General features: G+C 67.5%; 18 protein-coding genes. 2 read left to right on the top strand and 16 right to left on the bottom strand.

The features are described 5' to 3' along the window. Nucleotides 1-67: 67 nt before the first annotated feature. From aroE to CJ014_RS02375, 8 genes are all read right to left on the bottom strand, one after another. Nucleotides 68-925, bottom strand: coding sequence for a shikimate dehydrogenase (gene aroE / locus CJ014_RS02410; protein WP_207765649.1), 858 nt, complete (start codon nt 923-925; stop codon nt 68-70). Nucleotides 926-1125: 200 nt separating this feature from the next. Continuing rightward, complete coding sequence (locus CJ014_RS02405; protein ID WP_100078906.1) at nt 1126-2202, bottom strand: methyl-accepting chemotaxis protein; 1077 nt, start codon at nt 2200-2202, stop codon at nt 1126-1128. A gap of 161 nt (nt 2203-2363) precedes the next feature. Further along, the gene (locus CJ014_RS02400) at nt 2364-2612 is read right to left on the bottom strand and encodes a GlsB/YeaQ/YmgE family stress response membrane protein (RefSeq protein ID WP_100078905.1); all 249 of its coding nucleotides are present in this window, start codon (nt 2610-2612) and stop codon (nt 2364-2366) included. Nucleotides 2613-2670: 58 nt separating this feature from the next. Further along, nucleotides 2671-4083: a dihydrolipoyl dehydrogenase gene (gene lpdA, locus CJ014_RS02395; protein ID WP_100078904.1), complete on the bottom strand. Its 1413-nt coding sequence runs from the start codon at nt 4081-4083 to the stop codon at nt 2671-2673. A 110-nt stretch (nt 4084-4193) separates the two neighbouring features. After that, nucleotides 4194-5558, bottom strand: a complete 1365-nt coding sequence (locus tag CJ014_RS02390) for a pyruvate dehydrogenase complex dihydrolipoamide acetyltransferase (protein ID WP_100078903.1) — start codon at nt 5556-5558, stop codon at nt 4194-4196. 11 nt (nt 5559-5569) lie between these two features. Beyond that, the gene (locus CJ014_RS02385) at nt 5570-6985 is read right to left on the bottom strand and encodes a pyruvate dehydrogenase complex E1 component subunit beta (RefSeq protein ID WP_100078902.1); all 1416 of its coding nucleotides are present in this window, start codon (nt 6983-6985) and stop codon (nt 5570-5572) included. A 22-nt stretch (nt 6986-7007) separates the two neighbouring features. After that, nucleotides 7008-8078, bottom strand: a complete 1071-nt coding sequence (gene pdhA / locus CJ014_RS02380) for a pyruvate dehydrogenase (acetyl-transferring) E1 component subunit alpha (protein WP_100078901.1) — start codon at nt 8076-8078, stop codon at nt 7008-7010. Nucleotides 8079-8240: 162 nt separating this feature from the next. After that, complete coding sequence (locus CJ014_RS02375; protein ID WP_100078900.1) at nt 8241-8579, bottom strand: FtsB family cell division protein; 339 nt, start codon at nt 8577-8579, stop codon at nt 8241-8243. Nucleotides 8580-8847: 268 nt separating this feature from the next. On the opposite strand from CJ014_RS02375, the gene CJ014_RS02370 reads away from it, so the two are divergent. Next, complete coding sequence (locus CJ014_RS02370) at nt 8848-9537, top strand: DUF930 domain-containing protein (protein WP_165790716.1); 690 nt, start codon at nt 8848-8850, stop codon at nt 9535-9537. Nucleotides 9538-9543: 6 nt separating this feature from the next. Here the strand turns inward: CJ014_RS02370 and ntrX are convergent, their stop codons facing one another. Together ntrX and CJ014_RS02360 are read right to left on the bottom strand one after the other, a co-directional pair. Further along, the gene (gene ntrX / locus CJ014_RS02365; RefSeq protein WP_100078898.1) at nt 9544-10914 is read right to left on the bottom strand and encodes a nitrogen assimilation response regulator NtrX; all 1371 of its coding nucleotides are present in this window, start codon (nt 10912-10914) and stop codon (nt 9544-9546) included. A gap of 115 nt (nt 10915-11029) precedes the next feature. Further along, nucleotides 11030-13270 (bottom strand): sensor histidine kinase NtrY-like, encoded by a 2241-nt coding sequence (locus tag CJ014_RS02360; RefSeq protein WP_207765648.1) that lies wholly within the window; start codon nt 13268-13270, stop codon nt 11030-11032. 176 nt (nt 13271-13446) lie between these two features. On the opposite strand from CJ014_RS02360, the gene CJ014_RS02355 reads away from it, so the two are divergent. Next, entirely contained in the window at nt 13447-14454 is a 1008-nt protein-coding gene (locus CJ014_RS02355) for a KpsF/GutQ family sugar-phosphate isomerase (protein WP_100078897.1), read from the top strand. A 6-nt stretch (nt 14455-14460) separates the two neighbouring features. Here the strand turns inward: CJ014_RS02355 and CJ014_RS02350 are convergent, their stop codons facing one another. The 6 genes from CJ014_RS02350 to CJ014_RS02325 form a co-directional block, all read right to left on the bottom strand. Beyond that, nucleotides 14461-15825, bottom strand: coding sequence for a cation-efflux pump (locus tag CJ014_RS02350; protein ID WP_165790715.1), 1365 nt, complete (start codon nt 15823-15825; stop codon nt 14461-14463). A 187-nt stretch (nt 15826-16012) separates the two neighbouring features. After that, a complete protein-coding gene (gene pbpC, locus CJ014_RS02345; protein WP_245427010.1) occupies nt 16013-18088 on the bottom strand; it encodes a penicillin-binding protein 1C in 2076 nt (691 codons plus the stop codon). A gap of 121 nt (nt 18089-18209) precedes the next feature. Further along, nucleotides 18210-19505 carry a serine hydroxymethyltransferase gene (gene glyA, locus CJ014_RS02340; protein ID WP_100078895.1) on the bottom strand — a complete coding sequence of 432 codons (1296 nt, stop codon included), beginning with the start codon at nt 19503-19505 and terminating at the stop codon, nt 18210-18212. Nucleotides 19506-19679: 174 nt separating this feature from the next. Then, nucleotides 19680-20138 (bottom strand): hypothetical protein, encoded by a 459-nt coding sequence (locus CJ014_RS02335; RefSeq protein ID WP_100078894.1) that lies wholly within the window; start codon nt 20136-20138, stop codon nt 19680-19682. Continuing rightward, entirely contained in the window at nt 20139-20363 is a 225-nt protein-coding gene (locus tag CJ014_RS02330; protein WP_100078893.1) for a DUF6898 family protein, read from the bottom strand. 72 nt (nt 20364-20435) lie between these two features. Further along, nucleotides 20436-21719 (bottom strand): L,D-transpeptidase family protein, encoded by a 1284-nt coding sequence (locus tag CJ014_RS02325; RefSeq protein ID WP_245427007.1) that lies wholly within the window; start codon nt 21717-21719, stop codon nt 20436-20438. Between the last annotated feature and the right edge of the window lie 579 nt (nt 21720-22298).

The raw sequence follows: 22298 nt of genomic DNA, 5'->3' as shown, positions 1-22298 counted from the left end.
GTCCGCGGGGCGTCGCGAAAAATGTAGTATTTCCACGGTCAACCGCAAGCGGACGTTCAGCGAAAAATCAGACGCCGAAGATGGCCTCCAGCGCGCCGCGCATCACCTTGGCGTCCGGCTCGCGGCCCGTCCACAGGCGGATGCCGATGACGCCCTGGTTGACCAGCATGCCGAGCCCGTCGAGCGTCCGGGCACCGCGCGCCTCCGCCTGTTTCAGGAAGGCGGTGCGCGGCGGATTGGGGATGACGTCGGCCACCACCAATCCCGGACGCACCGTCGAGAAAGCGACGGCGGGCATATCGTCCACGCCCGGGAACAGGCCGATCGACGTCGCGTTGATGACAACGTCGGCATCCTCGGGGATGGCGTATTTGCCCTGCCAGGGCACGAATTCGGCCGCCGCCGACGTGTGCGCCGCGACAAGCTGCGTCACCGCCTTGCCGCGCGCCGCGTCGCGGTTGACGATGGTGATCGAAGCGGCGCCGGAGAGCGCCGTTTCGATGGCGATCGCCCGCGAGGCGCCGCCGGCGCCCAGCACCACGACGCGCTTGCCCACGGGATCGATCACCGTCTTGAGCGAGGCGAGAAAGCCCTTGCCGTCGGTGTTCTCGCCGATCAGCCGGCCGTCCTTGTTGATCACGCAGTTGACGGCGCCGATGATTTCGGCCGACGGCGCGAGATCGTCGATGAAGTCGATCACCGCCACCTTGTGCGGCAGCGAGCAGTTGAAGCCGCGCCAGCCCATGGCGCGGGCGCCCCGCACGGCGTCGCCCAGATCGGCGGGCGCCACGTCGCAGTTGATATAGCGGGCGTCGAGGCCCATGGCTCGGTAGGCCGCCTCGACCATGGCAACCGTCGGGTTCTCGGCAACGGGCGTTGCAAAGCAGCCGGTAAGAAGACTGAGGAAATTGAGTTCCACGGGCATCGCGTCATCCTCCACCGGAGGGCGGAACGAGACTGCGACGCCGCCCTTCACGGGATGATCTTACTGCCTGAAATGCGGATTGGGAACGCCGCCGACCGGCTTAAGGCATCGGACCGAAAAGTGGAATCCGGTTTTCGGAAAATCCGATGCCACAACAAAAAGCCGGATCGCCAGCCGCGTCCGTCGGGACGCGTGGCGATCTAGCGGGATCTCTTGAGCGGCGTCACCGTGGCCGAGGGCTTGTCGGCGGCGAGCCGCTGCTCGATCACGCCGCGCCAGCCGAGGCCCCGGTAGGTCTCATAACCCGGCGTGACGTGCTGGGCGACGATCCGGCCGTCGCTGACCTGCCAGCCCGCCTGCGGGCCACCGAAGGCCGGCAGCCGCTCGGTCAGCAGGCCGGCGCCGTCGGACGCGGCGATGACGCGATTGTCGCGATCGACGATCAGCACGCGGCTCACCGCCCTTTCCTCGTCGGTCAGGCGGACGCCCTCGACGATGGCCCGCGATTGCGGCTCCCAGTCGAAATGAATGGCGAGGAGGCCGATCGGCCGGCCGTCGGCCTCGCCGCCGGTCCGTACCGGCGTGACGAAGGTGGCGACCGCGGTATTGGCCAGGAGCGGCTCGCGGGCGATGTCCTCGGCGTGGAAATCGTCGCCGGTCCTGAGGCCCATGCCGGTACGGAACCAGGGGCGCGACGAGACATCGGCGCCGGTGACCGCAAAGCGGTCGCCGCGGCCGGACGCCACCACCTTGCCGGAAGGGTCGCACAGCCAGATGTCGAGATAGACGGTATAGGCGCGCAAGATGACGTCGAGACGCCGCGCCGCATAGGCGAAGGCCGCCTCGTCGGGCGCGGCCATCGCATCGACGAAGGCGGAATCGGTTGCCCACCAGCGCACGTCGCAGGTGCGTTCGTAAAGGTTGCGGTCGACGATCTCGATGGCGTTGAGCGCCAGGTCGACCAGCCGCTGCCCCTGCGACGACTGGCTCATCTCCTGCACCAGCGAGGAGATCTCGCCGATCTCCGAGGCGAGTTCGGCCTCGAGCGCCGTCGACAGCTTCTCCACCTCTTCGGAGATGCCGCGCACCTCCTGGCTGACCATCGCGAAACCACGGCCGGCCTCGCCGGCCCGCTCCGCCTCGATCAGCGCGTTGAGGGCGAGAATGCGCATGCGGCGATTGATCGCCCTGATCTGCCCGACCTTGTTGAAGGCGATTTCCTGAACGGAGTCGGATTTTGACGAAATGTCGCGAATGGACACAACCGAAGCCGTCATCCCGTCCCCCGGATCATCGCGGATTCAATTTTCCAACAGTCCCACCAGTTCTTTAACAAAGTAGAAATAGCGACGGGGGAATTACCTATCAAGCGCTGAAACAACGCGCACAGGACGGCCGAAGCCGACCATTCCAGCACAGGAACGAAGGCTGCGGCCGCTCAGGCGACCAGGCGGGCGATGAAGACGAAGATGATCGCGCCGATGGTGGCAACGGCGACCTCGTGCAGAAAGGGGCTGGCGATCGGCAGGGAAATGCCGGTCCACTGCAGCACCAGCCCGCCGACGAACGAGCCGATCAGGCCGGAGACGAGGTAACGGATGAGGCCGCCGCCGCCCACCACGAAGCTCGCGAGCCAGCCGGCAAGAAGGCCGATGGCGCCCCAGACGAGAAAGGCGTGCCCCTGCATCAGGTGTCTCCCGGAATCGAAAGGCCGCCGGCCTCTGTGTCGAGTCGCGACTCTTGCGTCAAATATGGATGGCCCGGCCGTAGGCGGCAAGCACGCTCTCGTGCATGGTCTCGCTGACGGTCGGATGCGGGAACACCGTATGCATCAGCTCTTCCTCGGTGGTCTCGAGCTGCATGGCGACGACGAAGCCCTGGATCATCTCCGTCACCTCGGCGCCGATCAGGTGGGCGCCGAGCAGGCGGCCGGTCTTGGCGTCGAAGATGGTCTTGACGAGGCCGTCCGGCTCGCCGAGCGCCACCGCCTTGCCGTTGCCGATGAACGGGAAGCGGCCGATCTTCAGCTCGAAGCCGGCGTCCTTGGCCTTCTTCTCGGTGAGGCCGACCGACGCCACCTGCGGATGGCAATAGGTGCAGCCCGGAATCTGCAGCTTGTCCATCGGGTGGACGTGATGGCCGGCGATCGCCTCGACGCACAGCGTGCCCTCGTGCTCGGCCTTGTGGGCCAGCATCGGCGGCCCGGCGACGTCGCCGATGGCGTAGATGCCCGGCACGTTGGTGCGGCCGAGACCGTCGGTGACGATGGTCCCCCGCTCGATCTTGACGCCCAACGCCTCGAGGCCGAGGTTCTCGACGTTGCCGACCACGCCGACCGCCGAAATGACACGATCGGCGGTGATCTGCTGCTTCGAGCCGTCCTTCAATTCGACGGTGGCCGTCACCTCGTTGGCGCCCTTCTTCAGCGAGGCCACCTTGGCCTCCAGCAGGATCTTCATGCCGGCCTTCTCGAAGCGCTTCCTGGCGAGGTCAGCGATCTCGTGATCCTCGACCGGCATCACCTGGCTCATCACCTCGACGACCGTCACCTCCGAGCCGAGCGCCCGGTAGAAGCTGGCGAACTCGATGCCGATGGCGCCCGAGCCGACCACCAGCAGGCGCTTGGGCAGCGCTTCCGGCACCATCGATTCGAAATAGGTCCAGACCAGCTTCTTGTCCGGCTCGAGGCCGGGCAGCACGCGCGGCCGGGCGCCGGTCGCCACGATGATATGCTTGGCCTCGAAGTCGCCGGCCGGCAGCCAGCCCTTGGGGGCGCCGTCCACCGCCTTCACCTTGACCTTGCCGGGCGCGGTGATGCTCGCTTCGCCCCAGATCAGGTCGACCTTGTTCTTCTTGAGCAGGAAGCCGACGCCCTGGCTCATCTGCTGGGCGATGCCGCGCGACCGCTTGACGATGGCGGCGACGTCGGCGCCCGGCTTCTCCGCCTTGAGGCCGTAATCAGCAGCATGCTCGATATAGTGGAAGATCTCCGACGAGCGCAGCAGCGCCTTGGCCGGAATGCAGCCCCAGTTGGGGCAGATGCCGCCGACATAGGCGCGCTCGACGACGCCGACCTTGAGGCCGAGCTGGGCGGCCCGGATGGCGGCGACGTAGCCGCCGGGACCGGAGCCGATGATCAGGATGTCATACTGGGACATAGGTCTATGCCTTCAATCTGGGTGCGGCGCGGGCCGGGCCTCGCGCCGGAAGCAGGCGGCGCCGGCGTCGCCGGCGGCCGCCTCCCGAAACGGACGACGGAGGAACCCCGTCACACCAGCATCGACATCGGCTTCTCGATGAAGCCCTTGAACGCCTTCAAAAGCTCGGCCCCGAGCGCGCCGTCGACGGCGCGGTGGTCGGTGGACAGCGTGACGCTCATCACCGTGGCGACGGCAAGCTGGCCGTCCTTCACCACGGCCCGCTGCTCGCCGGCGCCGACCGCCAGGATGGTGGCGTGCGGCGGGTTGATGACGGCCGCGAAGTCCTTGACGCCGAACATGCCGAGGTTGCTGACCGAGGTGGTGCCGCCCTGGTATTCGTCGGGCTTCAGCTTGCGATCCTTGGCGCGCTTGGCGAGATCCTTCACCTCGTTGGAGATGGCGGAAAGGCTCTTTTCGTCGGCCTTGCGGACGATCGGCGTGATCAGGCCGCCGGGGATCGACACGGCGACGCCGACATCGGCGTGCTTGTGCTTCAGCATGCCGCCGTCGGTCCACGAGACGTGGGCGTCCGGCACGGCCTTCAGCGCCAGCGCGTAGGCCTTGATCACCATGTCGTTGACCGACACCTTGTAGGCCGGCTTGCCGTCGGCGGTCGGCGCCGCGTCGTTGATGTCCTTGCGCAGGGCGAGCAGCGCGTCGATCTCGACGTCGACGGTGACGTAGAAGTGCGGCACCGTCTGCTTGGACTCGGTGAGGCGGCGGGCGATGGTCTTGCGCATGCCGTCGTGCGGAATCAGCTCGTAGCTGTCGGGATCGAACAGCTTCAGCGTCGTCTCGTCGCCGGCGCCGGCAGGCTTTCCGGCTGGCGCGGCAGCCGGAGCCGGCTGAGCGGACGGCGCCGGCTTCGGTGCGGCCTCGGCCGCCTCGACGTCGCGCAGGATGATGCGGCCCTTCGGCCCCGAGCCCTTGATCGACTTGAGATCGAGCCCCTTCTCCTTGGCGATCCGGCGGGCCAAGGGCGAGGCGAAGATGCGCTCGCCCTCCGCCGCCTTGGCGCCTTCCGCCTTCGGCGCGTCCGGCTTGGGAGCCTCGGGCTTGGCAGTCTCGGGCTTCGGAGCTTCCGCTTTCGGCTCTTCGGACTTCGCTTTCTCCTCGGCCTTCGGCGCTTCCGCCTTGGCCTCGGCCGGCGCCGCCCCTTCGGCCGCCGCCGCGGCGGCTTCGACGTCCTCGCCCTCTTCGGCGAGAATGGCGATCACCGCGTTGACCGGCACGTCGGCGGCGCCTTCGGCCACCACCAGCTTGGCGACGGTGCCCTCGTCGACCGCCTCGACCTCCATGGTCGCCTTGTCGGTCTCGATCTCGGCGAGCACCATGCCGGACTTGACGGCATCGCCCACCTTGACGTTCCACTTGGTCAGGTTGCCCGTCTCCATGGTCGGAGAGAGCGCCGGCATCAGGATCTTGATCGGCATCTTGTCTCTCCTCAGCGATAGGTGACGGCGCGCACCGCCTCGATCACCTCGCCGACGTTCGGCAGGGCGAGCTTCTCGAGGTTGGCCGCGTAGGGCATCGGCACGTCCTTGCCGGTGATGCGGCCGACCGGCGCGTCGAGATAGTCGAAGGCGTTGGCCTGGATCTGGTAGGCGATCTCCGAGCCCACCGAACCCTGCGGCCAGCCTTCCTCGACGGTGACGCAGCGGCCGGTCTTCTTCACCGAGTTGATCACCGTCTCGATGTCCATCGGCCGGATGGTGCGGAGGTCGATCACCTCGGCGTCGATGCCGAGGCCGGCCAGCTCTTCCGCCGCCTTGATCGCATAGGACATGCCCATGCCGAAGGAGACGATGGTGACGTCCTTGCCCGCCTTGTGGATGCGCGCCTTGCCGATCGGCAGCACGTAGTCGTCGAGCTTCGGCACGTCGAAGTGATGGCCGTAGAGCACCTCGTTCTCGAGGAAGATCACCGGGTTGGGATCGCGGATCGCCGCCTTGAGCAGGCCCTTGGCGTCGGCGGCCGTATACGGCATCACCACCTTGAGGCCGGGGATCATGCCGTACCAGGCGGCGTAATCCTGGCTGTGCTGGGCGCCGACGCGGGCGGCGGCGCCGTTGGGGCCGCGGAAGACGATCGGACAGCCCATCTGGCCGCCGGACATGTAGAGCGTCTTGGCGGCCGAGTTGATGATCTGGTCGATCGCCTGCATGGCGAAATTGAAGGTCATGAACTCGACGATCGGCTTCAGGCCGGCGAAGGCCGCGCCGACGCCGATGCCGGTGAAGCCGTGCTCGGTGATCGGCGTGTCGATGACGCGCTTGGCGCCGAATTCGTCGAGCAGGCCCTGCGAGATCTTGTAGGCGCCCTGATATTCGGCGACTTCCTCGCCCATCAGGAACACGTCGCCGTCGCGGCGCATTTCCTCGGCCATCGCCTCGCGCAAGGCCTCGCGCACCGTCTTGCTCTCGAACGCGGTACCCTCGGGGATGTCGGGATCGGCCTCCGCCTTGACGGCCGGGGCGGCAGGCACCGTGCTCGACGCCTGCGCCACCGGCTGCGGCTTTTCGGCCGGCGCCGCCTGGGCGGCGGCGGTCGGCACCTCGCCCGGCTCTTCCTTGGCGGCCGCCGCCGGATCCTTGGACGGCTTCTCGGCCGCCGTCTCACCTTCCTCGCCGACGCGGGCGATGACGGCGTTGACCTTCACGCCCTCGGTGCCCTCGGCGACCAGGATTTCGAGGAGCTTGCCCTCGTCGACGGCTTCGATCTCCATCGTCGCCTTGTCGGTCTCGATCTCGGCGATCACGTCGCCGGATTTCACGTCGTCACCCACCTTTTTCAGCCACTTGGTGAGCGTGCCTTCTTCCATGGTCGGCGACAGCGCCGGCATCAGGATGTCGATTGCCATTTTCAAAAACCTTTCGGCGCTGTCAGCGAAGAATGTCGGTCCAGAGCTCGGACGGATCCGGCTCGGCATCGGCGGAAGCGAAGTCGGCCGCTTCCGTCACCACGGCGCGCACGTTCTTGTCGATGTCCTTGAGATCGTCCTCGCTGGCCCAGCCCTTCTCTACGAGCCGCTTCCTGACCTGCTCGATCGGATCGCGCTCGTCGCGCATCTTCTGCACCTCGTCCTTGGTGCGGTACTTGGCCGGGTCGGACATCGAATGGCCGCGATAGCGGTAGGTCTGCATTTCCAGGATGTAGGGGCCGTTGCCGGCCCGCGCCCATTCGACAGCCCGGTCGGCCGCCGCCTTGACGGCGCGGACGTCCATGCCGTCCACCTGCTCGCCGGGAATGTTGAAGCTCTCGCCGCGCTTGGCGAAATCGGTCTGCGCCGACGAGCGGCTGACCGAGGTGCCCATGGCATAGCGGTTGTTCTCGATGACGAAGATCACCGGCAGCTTCCAGAGCTGCGCCATGTTGAAGGTCTCGTAGACCTGACCCTGATTGGCGGCGCCATCGCCGAAATAGACCACCGACACGTTGTCGGTGCCGCGGTACTTGTCGGCGAAGGCGAGGCCGGCGCCGATCGGCACCTGGGCGCCGACGATGCCGTGGCCGCCGAAGAACTGCTTCTCGCGGCTGAACATATGCATCGAGCCGCCCTTGCCGCGCGAATATCCGCCCTGGCGGCCGGTCAGCTCGGCCATGACGCCCTTGGGATCCATGCCGCAGGCCAGCATGTGGCCATGGTCGCGATAGGATGTGGTGACCTGGTCCTCACCGTCGCGCAGCGCCTTCTGGATGCCGACGACCACTGCTTCCTGGCCGATGTAGAGGTGGCAGAAACCACCGATCAGGCCCATGCCGTAGAGCTGGCCGGCCTTCTCTTCGAAGCGCCGGATCAGCAGCATGTCGCGGTAGGCTTTGAGCTCGTCGTCCTTGTCGAACTCGGCGACCTGATAGTTGATGGCCGGATTGGAGGTCTTGCCGGTTTTTTTCGTTGCGGAGGTCGGGGCCGAAGCGCGGCTGCGCTTCTCGGTCGCCGGTCGTACAGCCATAGATCATTCCTCCCGGATCGGGATTATTTCGTAGAGGCGCCGACGGAACCCCTTTCCCGGGAGCAAGTCAAGGTTTGGATCGCATGTCAATCATGCGAAAGCCGCATCACTGGATGGGCAAATTAACCGAAATCAAGTTCATTCAAGGAAAATATAGTGATGTCAATTGCTTTTGGCTTGCGCCAGCTTATCAAAGTCCATGATGACGACTTCATTGGGATTGACGACGGAGAGCTGGACACGGGCCCGCTCGTCGACCATGTCCTGGTCGAGGCTGGACGGCCGCAGCAGCTTGACATGCGCTTCCAGCGCCGCCTTTTCGGCGTTGAGACGGGCGAGTTCGGCGTTGAGTTCCTGGGTGCGGCTCTCGAAGCGGGCGCGTCCCACCATGCCATATTCGCCGTTGACGGCGTGATAGCCGAAATAGCCGAGGAAAACCGCCGTCACGGCGGGAAGGATCAGGCGGCGGAGCCAAGACGGGCGATACTGGCGGGTAATCATACGCAACCAACTCACGCGGGGGACAGCGGGAACGTCCCGTTCCCTTGCCGAGGAGTCTGGACCAACGTGGTAAAGGGAGGGTGAACAGCCGTTGCGGCAGCGCGCGAAATGAGTCTCCGGTGCCAGGCAATAGATAAAAGGTGGCAATCTGCCAGGCCCGTCGCGATCACGACATCGTGTCCGGACGGCGGCTGCCGCAATGGCGGGGAGGAGCCGCCAAACCGCCACGAAAGCCGGCGATGGATATGGGGAAGCGGGAGGAACAGGGGTGAGGTTTGCGCTGACATGGCCACGGCCGGCGACGGCACTGTCGGTGCTCGGTCACGCGGTCTTCCTCGCCCTTCTCGCCATCGAGGCCCCGCGCCACATCGCCGCCATGCGGCCGCCGGCCGCAGTCGAGGTGGTCATGGTCGCCCCGGCGGCAAGCCGACCGCCGCCGCCTGTCACCGTCCCCTCGCCTGTTGCCAACGCCGGCCCGGCGGCGGCCGCACAGCCTGAGGCTGTCGACCGGCCGGCGGCTCCGCCGGCCCAACCGGCCCGTCCGCCGTCCGGCGCCCGCGTCACCGCAACGGAGTATTTTGCCGGCGCCGTCCTCGACGATCCCCGCAACCGGACAACCCGGCGGAAGCTCGCCGCGCTGGGCAGCGACGAACGGCTGATCCAGCTTTGCAACATCGAGGCGATGGAACAGCTCAGGCGTTGGAAGGCCGGCTTCGTCGCCGACCACGTCGTAGCCTATGCGACGGCCGATCCGTCGCTGACGGCAACGTCGATCGAGGCGCCCGGCGCCGCCGTCCATGCCGGCGGGGAATGGTATCGGCTGTCGTTCGCCTGCACCGCGACGGCCGGCCTCGACCGCGTCGCCTCCTTCGCCTTCACGCTCGGCAGGCCCATCCCGCGCCGGCAATGGGAAGAGGACAACCTACCCGAGCTGGTCGACGGCGACCCAACCGACTGAAGAGCCTCAGCCGGCGATCGCCAGGCTCTTCAGCTTGCGGTGCAGCGCCGAGCGCTCCATGCCGACGAATTCGGCGGTGCGCGAGATATTGCCGCCGAAGCGGTTGAGCTGGGCCTTGAGATACTCCCGCTCGAAGATCTCGCGCGCTTCCCTGAGCGGCAGCGCCATCAGGTGCTCGCCGCCCGAGCCGGAGGGCAGCGACGGCAGCATGGTGCCGATCTCCGACGGCAACAGGTCGGCGGTGATCACCGCCTCCGGATCGCCGCGCGTCAGGATCATCAGCCGCTCGACGTTGTTCCTGAGCTGGCGGAGATTGCCCGGCCAGTCGTGCGACTGCAGCACGGCCATGGCGTCCTCGCCGATGCGCCGCACCGGCAGGCCGGTGGCCCGGGAGATCTGGTGCATCATCTGCTCGATGAGGAACGGGATATCCTCGCGCCGCTCCGACAGGCCCGGCACGCGCACCGGCACCACGGCCAGGCGATGGAACAGGTCCTCGCGGAAATGACCCTCGGCGATCTCGCGCTCGAGGTCGCGCGCCGTCGACGACACGTAGCGCACGTCGACGTGCACCTTCTGGGTGCCGCCGACGCGTTCGAAGGCCTGCTCGACGAGCACGCGCACCATGCGGTTCTGCATCTCGCGCGGCATGTCGCCGATCTCGTCGAGGTAGAGCGTGCCGCCGTGCGCCTCCTCGAGGGCGCCGACCTTGCGCTTGCCGTCGGAGTCGGACTCGCTGCCGAACAGCTCGATCTCCACCCGGTCGGGCGAGAAGGCGGCGGCGTTGAGCACCACGAACGGGCCGCCCGCCCTGTGCGAGTGCTCGTGGATGGCGCGCGCCACCGATTCCTTGCCGGAGCCGGAGGGGCCGGAGATCAGCACCCGGCTGTTGGTGGGCGCGACGCGATCAATGGTGTTGCGAAGCTGGTTGACCACCGACGAACCGCCGACGATGCCTTCCTGGCGATCGGAGCGGATCTGCAGATCGCGGATCTCGCGCTTGAGGCGCGACGATTCCAACGCCCTTTCGGCGATCAGCAGCAGACGATCGGCCTTGAACGGCTTCTCGATATAGTCGTAGGCGCCGCGCTTGATGGCGGAGACGGCCGTCTCGACGTTGCCGTGGCCGGAGATCATCACCACCGGCACGTCCGGGTTGCTGGCCTTGATCTCGTCGAGCAGTTGCAGGCCATCCATGCGGCTGCCCTGCAGCCAGATATCGAGGAAGATCAGCTGCGGCCGCCGCTCGGCAATGGCCTGCAAGGCCTTGTCGCAGTCACCGGCCGTCCGGGTACCATGACCTTCGTCCTCCAGGATGCCCGCCACGAGGTCGCGAATATCGGCCTCGTCGTCAACGATCAGAATGTCGGTCGCCATTGTTTCCTGCGTATCCGTTCCGCCGCCGAGCGGCCGTCCGAGTGCCCCGGGCCGCTTCGGCAGTAACATAAATGTCACACGATCTGAAGCCCTATCGATGGCAAACCACCGACAATCAACCCGTTCTGTGCGGATCGATCGGCAAGCTGATCCTGACCATTGCGCCGTGGCCGCCTTCGGCCACCGCCGGTGAATCCAGAAGATCGATGCTTCCGCCGTGCTCCTCGACGATCTTGCGCACGATGGCAAGACCGAGCCCGGTCCCCTTTTCGCGTGTCGTCATGTAAGGCTCCAGAAGCCGGTGCCGCTCGTTTGCCGGCAAGCCGATGCCGGTATCGACCACCTCGACGATGTTGAACCCGCCGGCCTCGCGACCGTAGACGTCGACGCGGGCGCCCGCCCGCTCGCCTTCGGGCAACCCCTCGATCGCCTCGACGGCGTTCTTGACGAGGTTGGCCACCGCCTGGCTGATCAGCCGGTGATCGAAGCGCCCCTTGAGCGGCGTTTCCGGCAGGTGCGCCTCGAATGTGATCTCCGGATGGCCGACGCCGAGCAGGAACACCGCCTCGCGCACGCATTCGCCGAGATCGCGCTCCTCGAACGACGGCTTGGGCATGCGCGCGAACTGCGAGAATTCGTCGACCATGCGGCCGATGTCGCCCACCTGCCGCACGATGGTGTCGACGCACTGGTCGAACACCCGCCGGTCGTCGTCCGCCACCAGCTTGCCGAACCGCCGCCGGATGCGCTCGGCGCTGAGCTGGATCGGCGTCAGGGGGTTCTTGATCTCGTGGGCGATGCGGCGGGCAACGTCGGCCCAGGCCGAGGTGCGCTGCGCCGACACCAGCTCGGAGATATCGTCGAGCGTCACCACATAGCCATGCTCGCGGTCGAGCGACCGGTCGGGCGTCACCTTGACCGACACGGTGCTTCGGTGGCCGCCGCGCACCAGCGCGATGGTCGCCTGGTGCGAGCGTCCCTCGTTCTCGTCGCGCAGGGCGACGGACAGAAGCTGGGCCAATTCCGGCACCTCGTCGACCAGCAGCCGGCCGACGAAGCTGAACAGGTCGACGCCGAGCAGCGACAGCGCCGAGGCGTTGGCGATGGTGACGTGGCCGTCGTTGGAAATGCCGACGACGCCGGCCGACACGCCCGACAGCACCGCCTCGGTGAAGCGCCGCCGCCGCTCCGCCTCCTCCGAAGCCGAGATCAATTCCTGCCGCTGGCTCCTCAGCTCCACCGTCATCTTGTTGAAGGAGGCGCCAAGGCTGGAAATGTCGTCCGAGGTGACGCCGACCGGCACGGCGGCGGTGAGATCGCCATGCGCCACCCGGTTGGCGGCGTTGATCAGATGGCGGATCGGCGCCACCAGGTAGTTGGCGAACGACAGGCCGATCCACACGGCGCCCAGCAGGAACACCAGCGACATGCCGCCGAAGATGATGGCGAAGCCCAGCTGAACGTCCGAGCGGCTGTTCTCGAGCTCGCGATATTCCATGGCGCTGTCGCGGGCGAGCTTCAGGTTGTCGAGCACCTGCTTGTCGAGCAGCCGGACGATGTAGAGATAGGTCTCGTCATAGGTCCTGAGCTTCAGGAGGCCGCCGACCTGGTTGGACTGGCCGGGCTGCAGCAGCACCGCCGTCTCCTTGCGCGCCTCGTTGATCGCGTCCACCGTCGGCATGACCGTCTTGACGTCGGGGTCGATGTCGGAGCGCAGGATGATGTTGGCGTTCTTGTCGAGCAGGTAGGCGCTCTGCAGGCCGTGCAGCGAGGCTTGCAGCCGCATCAGCGTCTCGAACCGGGTCGGCTCGTAGTCGTAGAGCGATTTCGCCGCGTCGAGCGAGGTGGCGATGCTGATCAGATCGGCGCGCAGCACCCGGGCATGCTCCTGCATGTAGGCGCTCGCCACGGTCAGCACGTTGTCGACCACCTGCCGCGTCCGCGATTCGAACCAGTGGTCGAAGCCCTGGTTGAGCGAGACGGTAAAGGCCACCGCCACCATCACCGCCGGCAGGGCGGCGATGAAGGCGAACAGCGCCACCACGCGCAGATGCAGCCGGGCGGCCGCCCGTCCCTCGAACCAGGCCCGGCCGAGCCTCCACACTTCCTGGCCGACCATGAAGACGATGGCGATCACCAGGAGGCCGTCGGCCACCAACGCGCCGCGGACGATATCGGTGGTCGGCGGCACCGGCAGCAGGTTGGAAATCAGCGCAAAGGTGCCGAGCGAGAACAGCGTGGCGATCGCCACCAGCACGAGGCCGGCCAGCCGCCGCTCCCGCCCCTCGGCGTAGACGTCCTTCATTGCCATCGGCTTTGCCGCCGGCTCAGCCTGACCAACCGACAAGTCCGCCATCGTCTGTCTCCGTTGCACCACCGAGCCCTCTATCACGATTGCGGCTTCTTGACGAAAACCGCGTGCAAAAGCGGACGATCCGTCTTTTTGTCCCGCTGCCGCCACAAGGCTCGCTTTACATCCGGCCACAATGAACTAACAAGGCGACCAGCCAATCATCGCGGATTCAAGCCGACATGACCGATAGCCCGCTTCCGAAGCCCGCCCTCGCGGCGGCGCTGCACGCCATCGAAATCACCCGCACGGGCGTCACCGCCCTCGAGGAGGCGGCGCTGCACGGCCCGCTGGGCGAGGCCATCGACAAGGCGATCGGCATCATCGCCGACGGCAAGGGCAGGCTGATCGTCACCGGCATCGGCAAGAGCGGCCACATCGCCCGCAAGCTCGCCGCCACCTTCTCCTCCACCGGCACAGCCGCCTATTACGTCCATCCCACCGAGGCCGGCCACGGCGACCTCGGCATGGTCGACGGCACCGACGTCATCCTGGCGCTGTCCTGGTCGGGCGAGACCACCGAGCTCGCGGTGGTGCTGGCCTTCGCCAAGCGCTTCGACGTGCCGGTGATCGCGCTGACCGCCGGCGCCGAATCGACCCTGGCCGCCGCCGCCGACGTGGCGCTCATCCTGCCGAGGGTGCGGGAAGCCTGTCCGCACAATCTCGCGCCGACGACGTCGACCGTGCTGCAGCTCGCCATCGGCGACGCGATCGCCATGGGCGTCATGGTCCGGAAGGGCTTCTCGGAGACCGACTTCCACATCTTCCATCCGGGCGGCAAGCTCGGCTCGCAGCTCCGCCGCGTCTCCGAGATCATGCACAGGGAGCGCCTGCCGCTCATCGGCGACGACAGCCGGATGACCGATGCCATCCTGGCGATCAGTTCCGGCGGCTTCGGCGTGGTCGGCGTCGTCGACGGCGGCGGCCGGCTGGTCGGCGTCGTCACCGACGGCGACCTTCGCCGCTTTGTCCATTCCGACCTCGGTCCGCACCTGAGCCCCGGCAAGCTGGAAACGCCGGTCACCCAGGTGATGACGCGCCAGCCGGTGACGGTCGGGCCGCAGATCTTCGCGGCGGAAGCGCTCGACCTCCTGCAAAACCGCAAGATTTCCGTGCTGTTCGTCGTCGACGATCAGAAGCCGATCGGCGTCCTGCACACTCTCGACCTGTTGCGCATCGGCGTGGCGTAATACCCTTCAATCCCTCGCGGGTTCCGGGTGGCTGACGATGCGGCGGATCTCCGGGAAGGCGATCCGCGCCATCCGCTCCACCGCGTCGGCGCGGCGATGCACCTCGGCGGCGGCCAGCGACGATGGGAAGCGGCAGTGGAAGGCGACGAACACGCCGTCGTCGATCTCGCGGGCGCGAACGTTGTGCACGTCGCAAACGCCGTGCTTTTCCGCCGCCTCCCTGAGAACGGCCGCATAGGCGGCGACCCGGTCGTCCGGCAGCCTGGCGCCGGGGATGAGGTCGGGATAGAGCGGCTCGAGATGCGTCTCCACCTCGATCTCGGCGCCGATTTCGGCGCGGATGGCCGCCTCGAGGCGGCTCGCCACCTCATGCGCCTGCCCGAGCGGCATGGCGCCGTCGACCTCGCAATCGAGCGACACCGCCAGGCGATCTCCAAGGTGCTGGATGGTGATGTGATGCACGGGGATGCGCTCGCGCGAGGCGGCGAGGAATACCCTCGCCCGCAGGCTCTCGTCGTCGATGGTCATGGGCGTCAGGCTGACCGTCGCCTCGGCGCCGGCGATTTCCGCCGAAATGGCCGCCGCCATCGCCCGCTTGACGGTCGCCGTCTCGTCGAGGCTGAAGGTGCGCGGCACCCCCGCCGATATGTCGATGAAATGCTGCGGCCCGACGGTGCGCACCCGGAGCTGGTCGATGGCGACGACGCCCGGCAGGTCCAGGAGCAGCCGGCGCAGCGTGCGCGCGATGGTCGGCGACACCCGGTCGGTGAGCTCGTCGGCGGTGCGGCGGATCATCCTGAGGCCCAGCCAGCCGATGAACACGGCGATCGCCGCCGCCGTCACCGGGTCGGCCCAGTCGGCGCCGTAGATCGTCGCGACGAAGCCGACGATGACGATCGCCGACGAGGCGACGTCCGACAGGAAGTGCATGGCGTCGGCGGCGAGCGCCCGGCTGCCGGTTTCGACGGCCGCCTTGTGCAATGCCCGCGCGCGCCACAGGTTGATGACGATCTCGACGCCCAGTACCGCGAAGGCGACGGCATTGACCGAGGGCGGCGGCGTGGCGACGGAGAAGCGGTTCCAGGCCTCCATGGCGACGCCGCCGGCCAAGACCAGTAGCAGCATGCCTTCGCCGAGCGCGGCGAGATCCTCGAACTTGCCGTGGCCGTAGGGATGGTCGTCGTCGGCCGGCTTGTCGGCGAAGCGCACCGCCAGGAAGGTGACCAGCGTGGCAATGGCGTCGGTGCCCGAATGCAGCGCGTCGGTGATAAGGGCCAGCGAGCCGATCATCAGGCCGATGGCGAGCTTGGCGGCCGTCAGGCCGAGGCTGGCGATGAGCGACACCAGCGCCACCCGTTCCTTTCTGGTCATCGCCACTCCGCCTTCCATAATCTAAAGCATCGGACCGAAAAGTGGACTCCGGTCTTCGGAAACTCCGATGCGATAACAAAAGACTGGATCGCCGATCTGCGTCCGTTGGGACGCACGGCGATCCAGCGGACATGGGCATGCCCTTCCGCCGGCCGGAACGCAAGCGCTCGTGTCGGAGAGCTGCCCGTCATTCCACGAAAACGGTGACCCGGTCGGCCCTGCCCTCGCCGTCGATCACCGACAGCGTCACGAAGCCGGCGCCCTTCGGGAAATAGCTGAACTGCCGCGCCCATGGTTCCCGCGCCACCGGCGCCCCGTCGGCGAGCCAGGTGAACGGCCCTCTGCCATTGCGCACCTTGAGGGCGAGCGGCTGCGGCGAGCCGGCGCGGAAGCCGAGGTCGACGTGCGCGCCGGCCGGCGGATAGGCGATCTCCGGCCCGGCGTCCCTCGCCGCCACGGCCGCCCTGGCGCCGCGCAGCCGCTGGAGCGGCGGCGGCAGCTCGGCGTTGGAGACCTTGACAAGCCCCGGCGGCTCGGGCGGCAGCCGCGTGGTCCCTCCCGCCCGCACGAAGGCGTCGGCGAGGATCGGCACCGCCACGTCGACGCCCATCAGGCCGGGCAGCGGCGCGCCGTCCGGCCGGCCGACCCAGACGCCGACCACATAACGGCCGTCGTAGCCCATCGCCCAGGCGTCGCGGTAGCCGTAGGAGGTGCCGGTCTTGATGGCGACGCGCACGTCGCCCCTCGCCGCGCCGAGCGGGCCGGCCAGGATATCGGTGACATAGGCGGCCGCCCGCTCGTCCATCAGCGGCTTGGGCGGCTCGGCCGGCCCCACGGCGTCGATCCGCTCGCGGAGGGCGATCGGCCGGCCGCCGCGGGCGAGCGCCGTATAGAGCGTGGTCAGGTCGTTGAGCGTCAGTCCGACGCCGCCGAGGCCGACCGCCAGGTTGGCCGGCGCCATGTCCGGCAGCTTCGCCTCGACGCCGGCCCGGCGGAAGCGCGCGACGAGCCGGGCCGGCCCCACCAGCTCCAGCGTCTGGATGGCCGGCACGTTGAGGCTGTCGGCGAGCGCCTGCCGCACCGTCACCGTGCCGCGGAAGGTCTTGTCGAAATTGTTGGGCGTGTAGCCGGCGAAGGCGGTCGGCCGGTCCTCGACCAGCGTCTCGGGATGGGCGATGCCGGCCTCGAAGGCGAGGCCATAGATGAACGGCTTCAGCGTCGATCCCGGCGAGCGGACCGCCCGCGTCATGTCGATCGAGCCGGCCCGCTGCGCATCGAACAGGCCGGCCGAGCCGACCGACGCCAGCACGTCGCCGCTCGCCTCCTCCGCCACCATGATCGCCACCGAGACGTTCGGACCGATGGCGCCGGCCCGTTCGGCGGCGAGGCCTTCGAGCGAGGCCTGCAGCTTGCCGTCGATGCCGAGGTGGATCTCGCCCTCGCTGGGAGCGGCGGCCACCGCCCGGTCGGCGGCATGGGCGGCGACGAGCGGAAAGTCGCGCCGCCGGGTCGGCACCGGCTCGGCGATCGCCGCCTCGGCATCGGCACGCGAAAGAACGCCGCGATCGGCGGCCCGCCGCAAAATCCTGTCCCGCGCCGCCTTGGCGGCGGCGGGATCGCGGTCGGGACGGCGGGCTTCCGGCGCCTGCGGCAGGGCGACCAGGAAAGCTGCCTCGGCCGGCGTCAGGCGCAAGGGCTCCTTGCCGAACCAGGCGAGCGAGGCCGACCGCACGCCTTCGAGATTGCCGCCGAACGGCGCCAGGCCGAGGTAGGCGGCGAGAATGTCGTCCTTGCCGGCGAAGCGTTCGAGGGCCAGCGCCTTGACGATCTGGCCGAACTTGCCGCTCGGCGATCGGGTATGCAGGCGTTCCGAAAGACGCACTACCTGCATGGTCAGCGTCGAGCCGCCGGAGACGATGCGGCCGTGGGTCAGAAGCTGCCATCCGGCGCGGAGAAGGGCCTGCGGATCGACGCCGGCATGTTCACGGAAGCGGCGATCCTCGGTCGCCAGCAGCAGCTTGACGTAGGATGGATCGACGCGGGCCGGATCGACCGGCAGCCGCCAGAGCCCGTCGCCCACCGTGTAGGCGCGCAGGATCTCGCCGTTGCGGGCGGTCACCACCTGCGACGTCGGCGCGAACAGGTCGACCGGTGGCGTGGCGTCGACGAGGGCGCGGAACTGCACGGCGGCGACCGCGCCGGCCGCCAGGACGCAGATCGCCATGGCGGATGCAGCGATCAGCAGGTGCCGGCGTTTCGTCACGAAGCGATCCTCCCGCCGCGACTATAGCAGAGCGCAACGAGGTCCGAACCTCGCCGGATGCAAAACCGCCGCGCGGGGAGTTCCCACGCGGCGGCGGCTGTTATTCGAGGTTCGGCCGGGATCAGCCGTAGATCGGGAAGGCGTCGGTCAGCGCCTTGACGCGCCGCTTCACCGCCGCCTCGACGCCGTCGTTCCTGTCCTCGCCGTTGACCTTCAGGCCGTCGAGCACCTGCAGGATCAGGTTGGCGATCTCCTTGAACTCGCCGGCGCCGAAGCCGCGCGAGGTGGCGGCCGGCGAGCCGAGGCGGATGCCGGAGGTGATGGTCGGCTTCTCCGGATCGAACGGCACGCCGTTCTTGTTGCAGGTGATGTCGGCGCGGCCGAGCGCCGCTTCCACCACCTTGCCGGTGAGCCCCTTCGGGCGCAGGTCGACCAGCATCAGGTGGTTGTCGGTGCCGCCGGAGACGATATCGACGCCGCCGCGCTTCAATTCGTCCGACAGCACGCGGGCGTTTTCCACCACCGCCTTGATGTAGGTCTTGTAGGCCGGCTGCGCCGCCTCGAGCAGCGCCACCGCCTTGCCGGCGATGACGTGCATCAGCGGGCCACCCTGCAGGCCGGGGAACACCGCCGAGTTGATCTTCTTGGCGATGTCCTCGTCGTTGGTCAGCACCATGCCGCCGCGCGGTCCGCGCAGCGTCTTGTGGGTGGTGGTGGTGACGACGTGGGCATGCGGGAACGGCGAGGGATGCTCGCCGGCCGCCACCAGGCCCGCGAAGTGGGCCATGTCCACCATCAGGTAGGCGCCCACCTCGTCGGCGATGGCGCGGAAGGCGGCGAAGTCCCAGACGCGGCTGTAGGCCGAGCCGCCGGCGATGATGATCTTCGGCTTGTGCTCCCTGGCCAGCGCGGCGAGCTGGTCCATGTCGATGCGATGGTCCTGGGCGCGGACGCCGTAGGTGACCGCGTGGAACCACTTACCCGACATGTTCGGCTTGGCGCCGTGCGTCAGGTGACCGCCGGAGGCGAGGTCGAGGCCGAGCACCGTGTCGCCCGGCTGCGCCAGCGCCAGGAACACCGCCTGGTTGGCCTGGCTGCCCGAATTGGGCTGCACGTTGGCGAACTTGCTGCCGAACAGCGCGTTGGCGCGCTCGATGGCCAGGTTCTCGGCGATGTCGACGTACTGGCAACCGCCGTAATAGCGTTTACCTGGGTAACCCTCGGCATACTTGTTGGTCAGAACGGAACCCTGCGCCTCGAGAACCGCCTTGGAGACGATGTTCTCCGAAGCGATCAGTTCGATTTCATGCTGCTGACGACCGAGCTCCTTCGCCACTGCGGAGGCGATCGCGGGATCGGCCTCGGCGAGGGAGCTATGGAAGAAGTTGGCAAGCTCTGCGCTGGTCGTGTTGGACATTTGGGTTTCCGTTCCGTCAAGGGACGTTCTTGGGCCGGACGAACCGGGACGAAATGCCCCGGCGCCACGCGCGCCCGTGACGGGGGTCGCTTATCACGGGCGGGGGTTGCCATCAACCTGAGGACCGCCCATCCGGCGGCCGGCAGACCTGCTTAAATCGAATATGCGGCCGGCTCAGGCGGATACGGCGTCGAGCGCGGCGATCTTCGCGTCGTCCTTCGCCCGGGCGGCCAGCCGATAGAATCGCCCGAGGTCGGCGAGCGAGGCCGCGCGAAACCGTCTGCCGCCCACGTCGATCTCCGCCGTCTCCTCCACCTCGTAGAGCCTCCAGCCGCCGGCGGTGCGAATGCTCATGCCGGCCATCACGTCGATGACGAGCGGCGCGCCGTCGAGATGAAGATGCACCAGCGACCGGAATGTGTCGTTGCCGCTCTCCCCGCCCGGGTCGACGCCGGCCGCCGCCGCCAGCCGCCTTGCCTCGTCCGCATCGACGATCACGTCGAGATCGCCGGCCCGGAAGTCGCCGATGCCCCGGAGCTCGAGAACGGCCGTGCCGAACAAGAGGGGCGCGACCCCGGCCCGTTTGGCGAGACGGTGAAGAAAGGCGAGGGTTTCGGCAAGCTCGGGGCGCATCTAGACCGAAAAACCTCCCCGGCCATCGGCGGGCAGCGGCGGCGCATCGGTGTCGGCGAGCCGTCGCTCCAGCTTCCTGAGCGCCAGCCGCTCGAGATCGTGGCGGGCGGCGCCAAGCGGGCCGATCACCTGCACCTCGACGCCGGTGACCGAGCAGATGGCCGAGACGCGCACGGCGTTGCCGAGAGCGACGAACTCGAAATAGACCTCACGCTCTCCCGCCATGCGGCACCTTCAAGCAAAAAGCCCGCCCGGTGGTACCGGACGGGCCGAAGCTAGCATGAAACGCGGCGGAATTCAGCCGGCCTGTGCCTGGCTCTGCGCCTCGGGCAAGCTCGGCACACCGAGGCCGTCGCGCTGGTAGATGTCGTCGCGGAACTCGACGGTGTTGTTCGGCGTCGCCCAGGCGGTGATGTACTGGAAGTAGAGCGGCACCGGATCGGCCACCGGCGCGTCGACGCGCTCGCCGGAGGTCAGCGCCTCGGTGATGCGGTCCTTCGGCCAGTCGGGCGTATTCTTCAGGATCCAGTAGACGTATTCGCGGACGTTCTGCACGCGCACGCAACCCGAGGAATTGAAGCGGTCGTTGCCGCCGAACAGGCCCTTACTCGGCGTATCGTGCATGTAGACGCCTTCCGGCGACGGGAAGTCGATCTTCACCGTGCCCATGGAATTGAGTTCGCCCGGCTCCTGGCGGAACATGTAGTTGACCGCCTGGTCGGTCCGCCAGTCGATCGACTGCCAGGCCACCTCGGTGCCCGAGCGCGGGTCGAACACGTGGATCTTCTGCCGGTCGAGATAGGCCGGGTCCTTCTGCATCTGCGGGATCAGATCCTTGAGGATGATGCTCTTGGGAACCGTCCAATAGGGGAAGAAGCGGATGACGGTGATCTTGGTGTTGAGCAGCGGCGTCTGCCGGTCGATCTTGCCGACCACGCCGCGATGGCGCGAATGGACGGTGTCGCCGTCGATGGTCTCGATCTCGGCGCCGGGCACGTTGACCATCACGTAGCGGTCGCTATTGCCGCCGAGCGGATTGGGCAGGGTCTGCAAGCGGATCAGGTTGAGCTGAAGCTGCTGGATGCGCGTCTCGACCGGCACGTTGAGCTGGCGCAGCGTCGCATCGTCGACCGCGCCGGTGGCGATGATGCCGTGGCGGGCCTGGAAGCGGCGGACGGCGCCGTCGACGAACGTGTCATAGGCGGTCGAGATGCCGGCGCTCTGGTCGAGGTCGCCGGTGATCATCAGCCGCTGGCGCAAGGCGGCGACGGTCGGGCTCTCCATACCGACCCGCAGCGTGCCGCCGGCCGGCACCTGCGGCCAGCCGCCCTGCATGGCGATGGAGGAATACTGGGAGATCGCCTGCTCGGTGTAGAAACCCGACTGGCCGGAGAGCGACGGCCGGGTCGACTGCCCCGACAGGTCGGCGGGAGCGGAAACGTCGAACCCTTCTGTCCATTCGGTCTGGGCCAGCAGCGTTTGAGCCTTCGAGGCGGTAGCCGCCAGCGCCGTCACTCCGGCGATGCCAGCCTTGAGCACCCCGCGGCGGCTTGCCGCCATCGACAAAAATGATCCCTTCACGACCGCACTCCAGATCGAACCGTTCTGACGCCGGGAAAACGGCCAGGGGCGCCTGAAACCTCGGCCTAATGGACAACGGCCTTGGTTAACGGAGCCTTTCCGGCGGATTCCCGCGTAAACGAAGCGCCTGCGACGGATTCGCACGACAGCTTCAATGGCTCGCCGTTTATCGGCAATTCGTGGCGAAATCGAGGACTGTCTACAGCCCTCCGCCGCCGCGCAGGCCAGACCCGATCAAACGGCATGGCAGCAAAAGCACATGAAAAGGCCCTGAGCGCAGAGGGCGCCCAGGGCCAAGTCGTGCGTCTCGGGAGGAGTTGAGACGTTCGAGGCATCCGGTCTCGGGAAAGGGGAGGAAGCATTCCAACCGACATGCTCGATACACTTAACAATTGGCATCAAAACGTTAAAAAATAGTTAATGGACCAGAAAAGACATGTATCGGCGTTCACCCTGACGGGCATCTTCTACGGATATTGTCTTCTTCGAACTGTCCCTGTCATATTTGACAGTGGATTGACGACTATTCACAAAACATTGAACGCATCATCTTTCAGGTCGCTCCCCTCCGACGCCCGT

The sequence above is a fragment of the Pleomorphomonas carboxyditropha genome, assembly GCF_002770725.1.
In the GTDB taxonomy this organism is placed as follows: Bacteria; Pseudomonadota; Alphaproteobacteria; order Rhizobiales; family Pleomorphomonadaceae; genus Pleomorphomonas; species Pleomorphomonas carboxyditropha.
Note: the sequence above shows the minus strand (reverse complement) of the source record. Positions and strands in the feature narration are given on the sequence as shown.

What these genes read in the sequence shown, in the direction of transcription:
- CJ014_RS02390 (WP_100078903.1), bottom strand. Translation starts at nt 5,558, where the DNA reads ATGCCGATCAAGATCCTGATGCCGGCGCTCTCTCCGACCATGGAGACG.
- CJ014_RS02360 (WP_207765648.1), bottom strand. Translation starts at nt 13,270, where the DNA reads ATGGCGGACTTGTCGGTTGGTCAGGCTGAGCCGGCGGCAAAGCCGATG.
- CJ014_RS02335 (WP_100078894.1), bottom strand. Translation starts at nt 20,138, where the DNA reads ATGCGCCCCGAGCTTGCCGAAACCCTCGCCTTTCTTCACCGTCTCGCC.
- pdhA (WP_100078901.1), bottom strand. Translation starts at nt 8,078, where the DNA reads ATGGCTGTACGACCGGCGACCGAGAAGCGCAGCCGCGCTTCGGCCCCG.
- CJ014_RS02330 (WP_100078893.1), bottom strand. Translation starts at nt 20,363, where the DNA reads ATGGCGGGAGAGCGTGAGGTCTATTTCGAGTTCGTCGCTCTCGGCAAC.
- CJ014_RS02400 (WP_100078905.1), bottom strand. Translation starts at nt 2,612, where the DNA reads ATGCAGGGGCACGCCTTTCTCGTCTGGGGCGCCATCGGCCTTCTTGCC.
- ntrX (WP_100078898.1), bottom strand. Translation starts at nt 10,914, where the DNA reads ATGGCGACCGACATTCTGATCGTTGACGACGAGGCCGATATTCGCGAC.
- aroE (WP_207765649.1), bottom strand. Translation starts at nt 925, where the DNA reads ATGCCCGTGGAACTCAATTTCCTCAGTCTTCTTACCGGCTGCTTTGCA.
- CJ014_RS02355 (WP_100078897.1), top strand. Translation starts at nt 13,447, where the DNA reads ATGACCGATAGCCCGCTTCCGAAGCCCGCCCTCGCGGCGGCGCTGCAC.
- CJ014_RS02405 (WP_100078906.1), bottom strand. Translation starts at nt 2,202, where the DNA reads ATGACGGCTTCGGTTGTGTCCATTCGCGACATTTCGTCAAAATCCGAC.
- CJ014_RS02385 (WP_100078902.1), bottom strand. Translation starts at nt 6,985, where the DNA reads ATGGCAATCGACATCCTGATGCCGGCGCTGTCGCCGACCATGGAAGAA.
- glyA (WP_100078895.1), bottom strand. Translation starts at nt 19,505, where the DNA reads ATGTCCAACACGACCAGCGCAGAGCTTGCCAACTTCTTCCATAGCTCC.
- CJ014_RS02350 (WP_165790715.1), bottom strand. Translation starts at nt 15,825, where the DNA reads ATGACCAGAAAGGAACGGGTGGCGCTGGTGTCGCTCATCGCCAGCCTC.
- lpdA (WP_100078904.1), bottom strand. Translation starts at nt 4,083, where the DNA reads ATGTCCCAGTATGACATCCTGATCATCGGCTCCGGTCCCGGCGGCTAC.
- CJ014_RS02375 (WP_100078900.1), bottom strand. Translation starts at nt 8,579, where the DNA reads ATGATTACCCGCCAGTATCGCCCGTCTTGGCTCCGCCGCCTGATCCTT.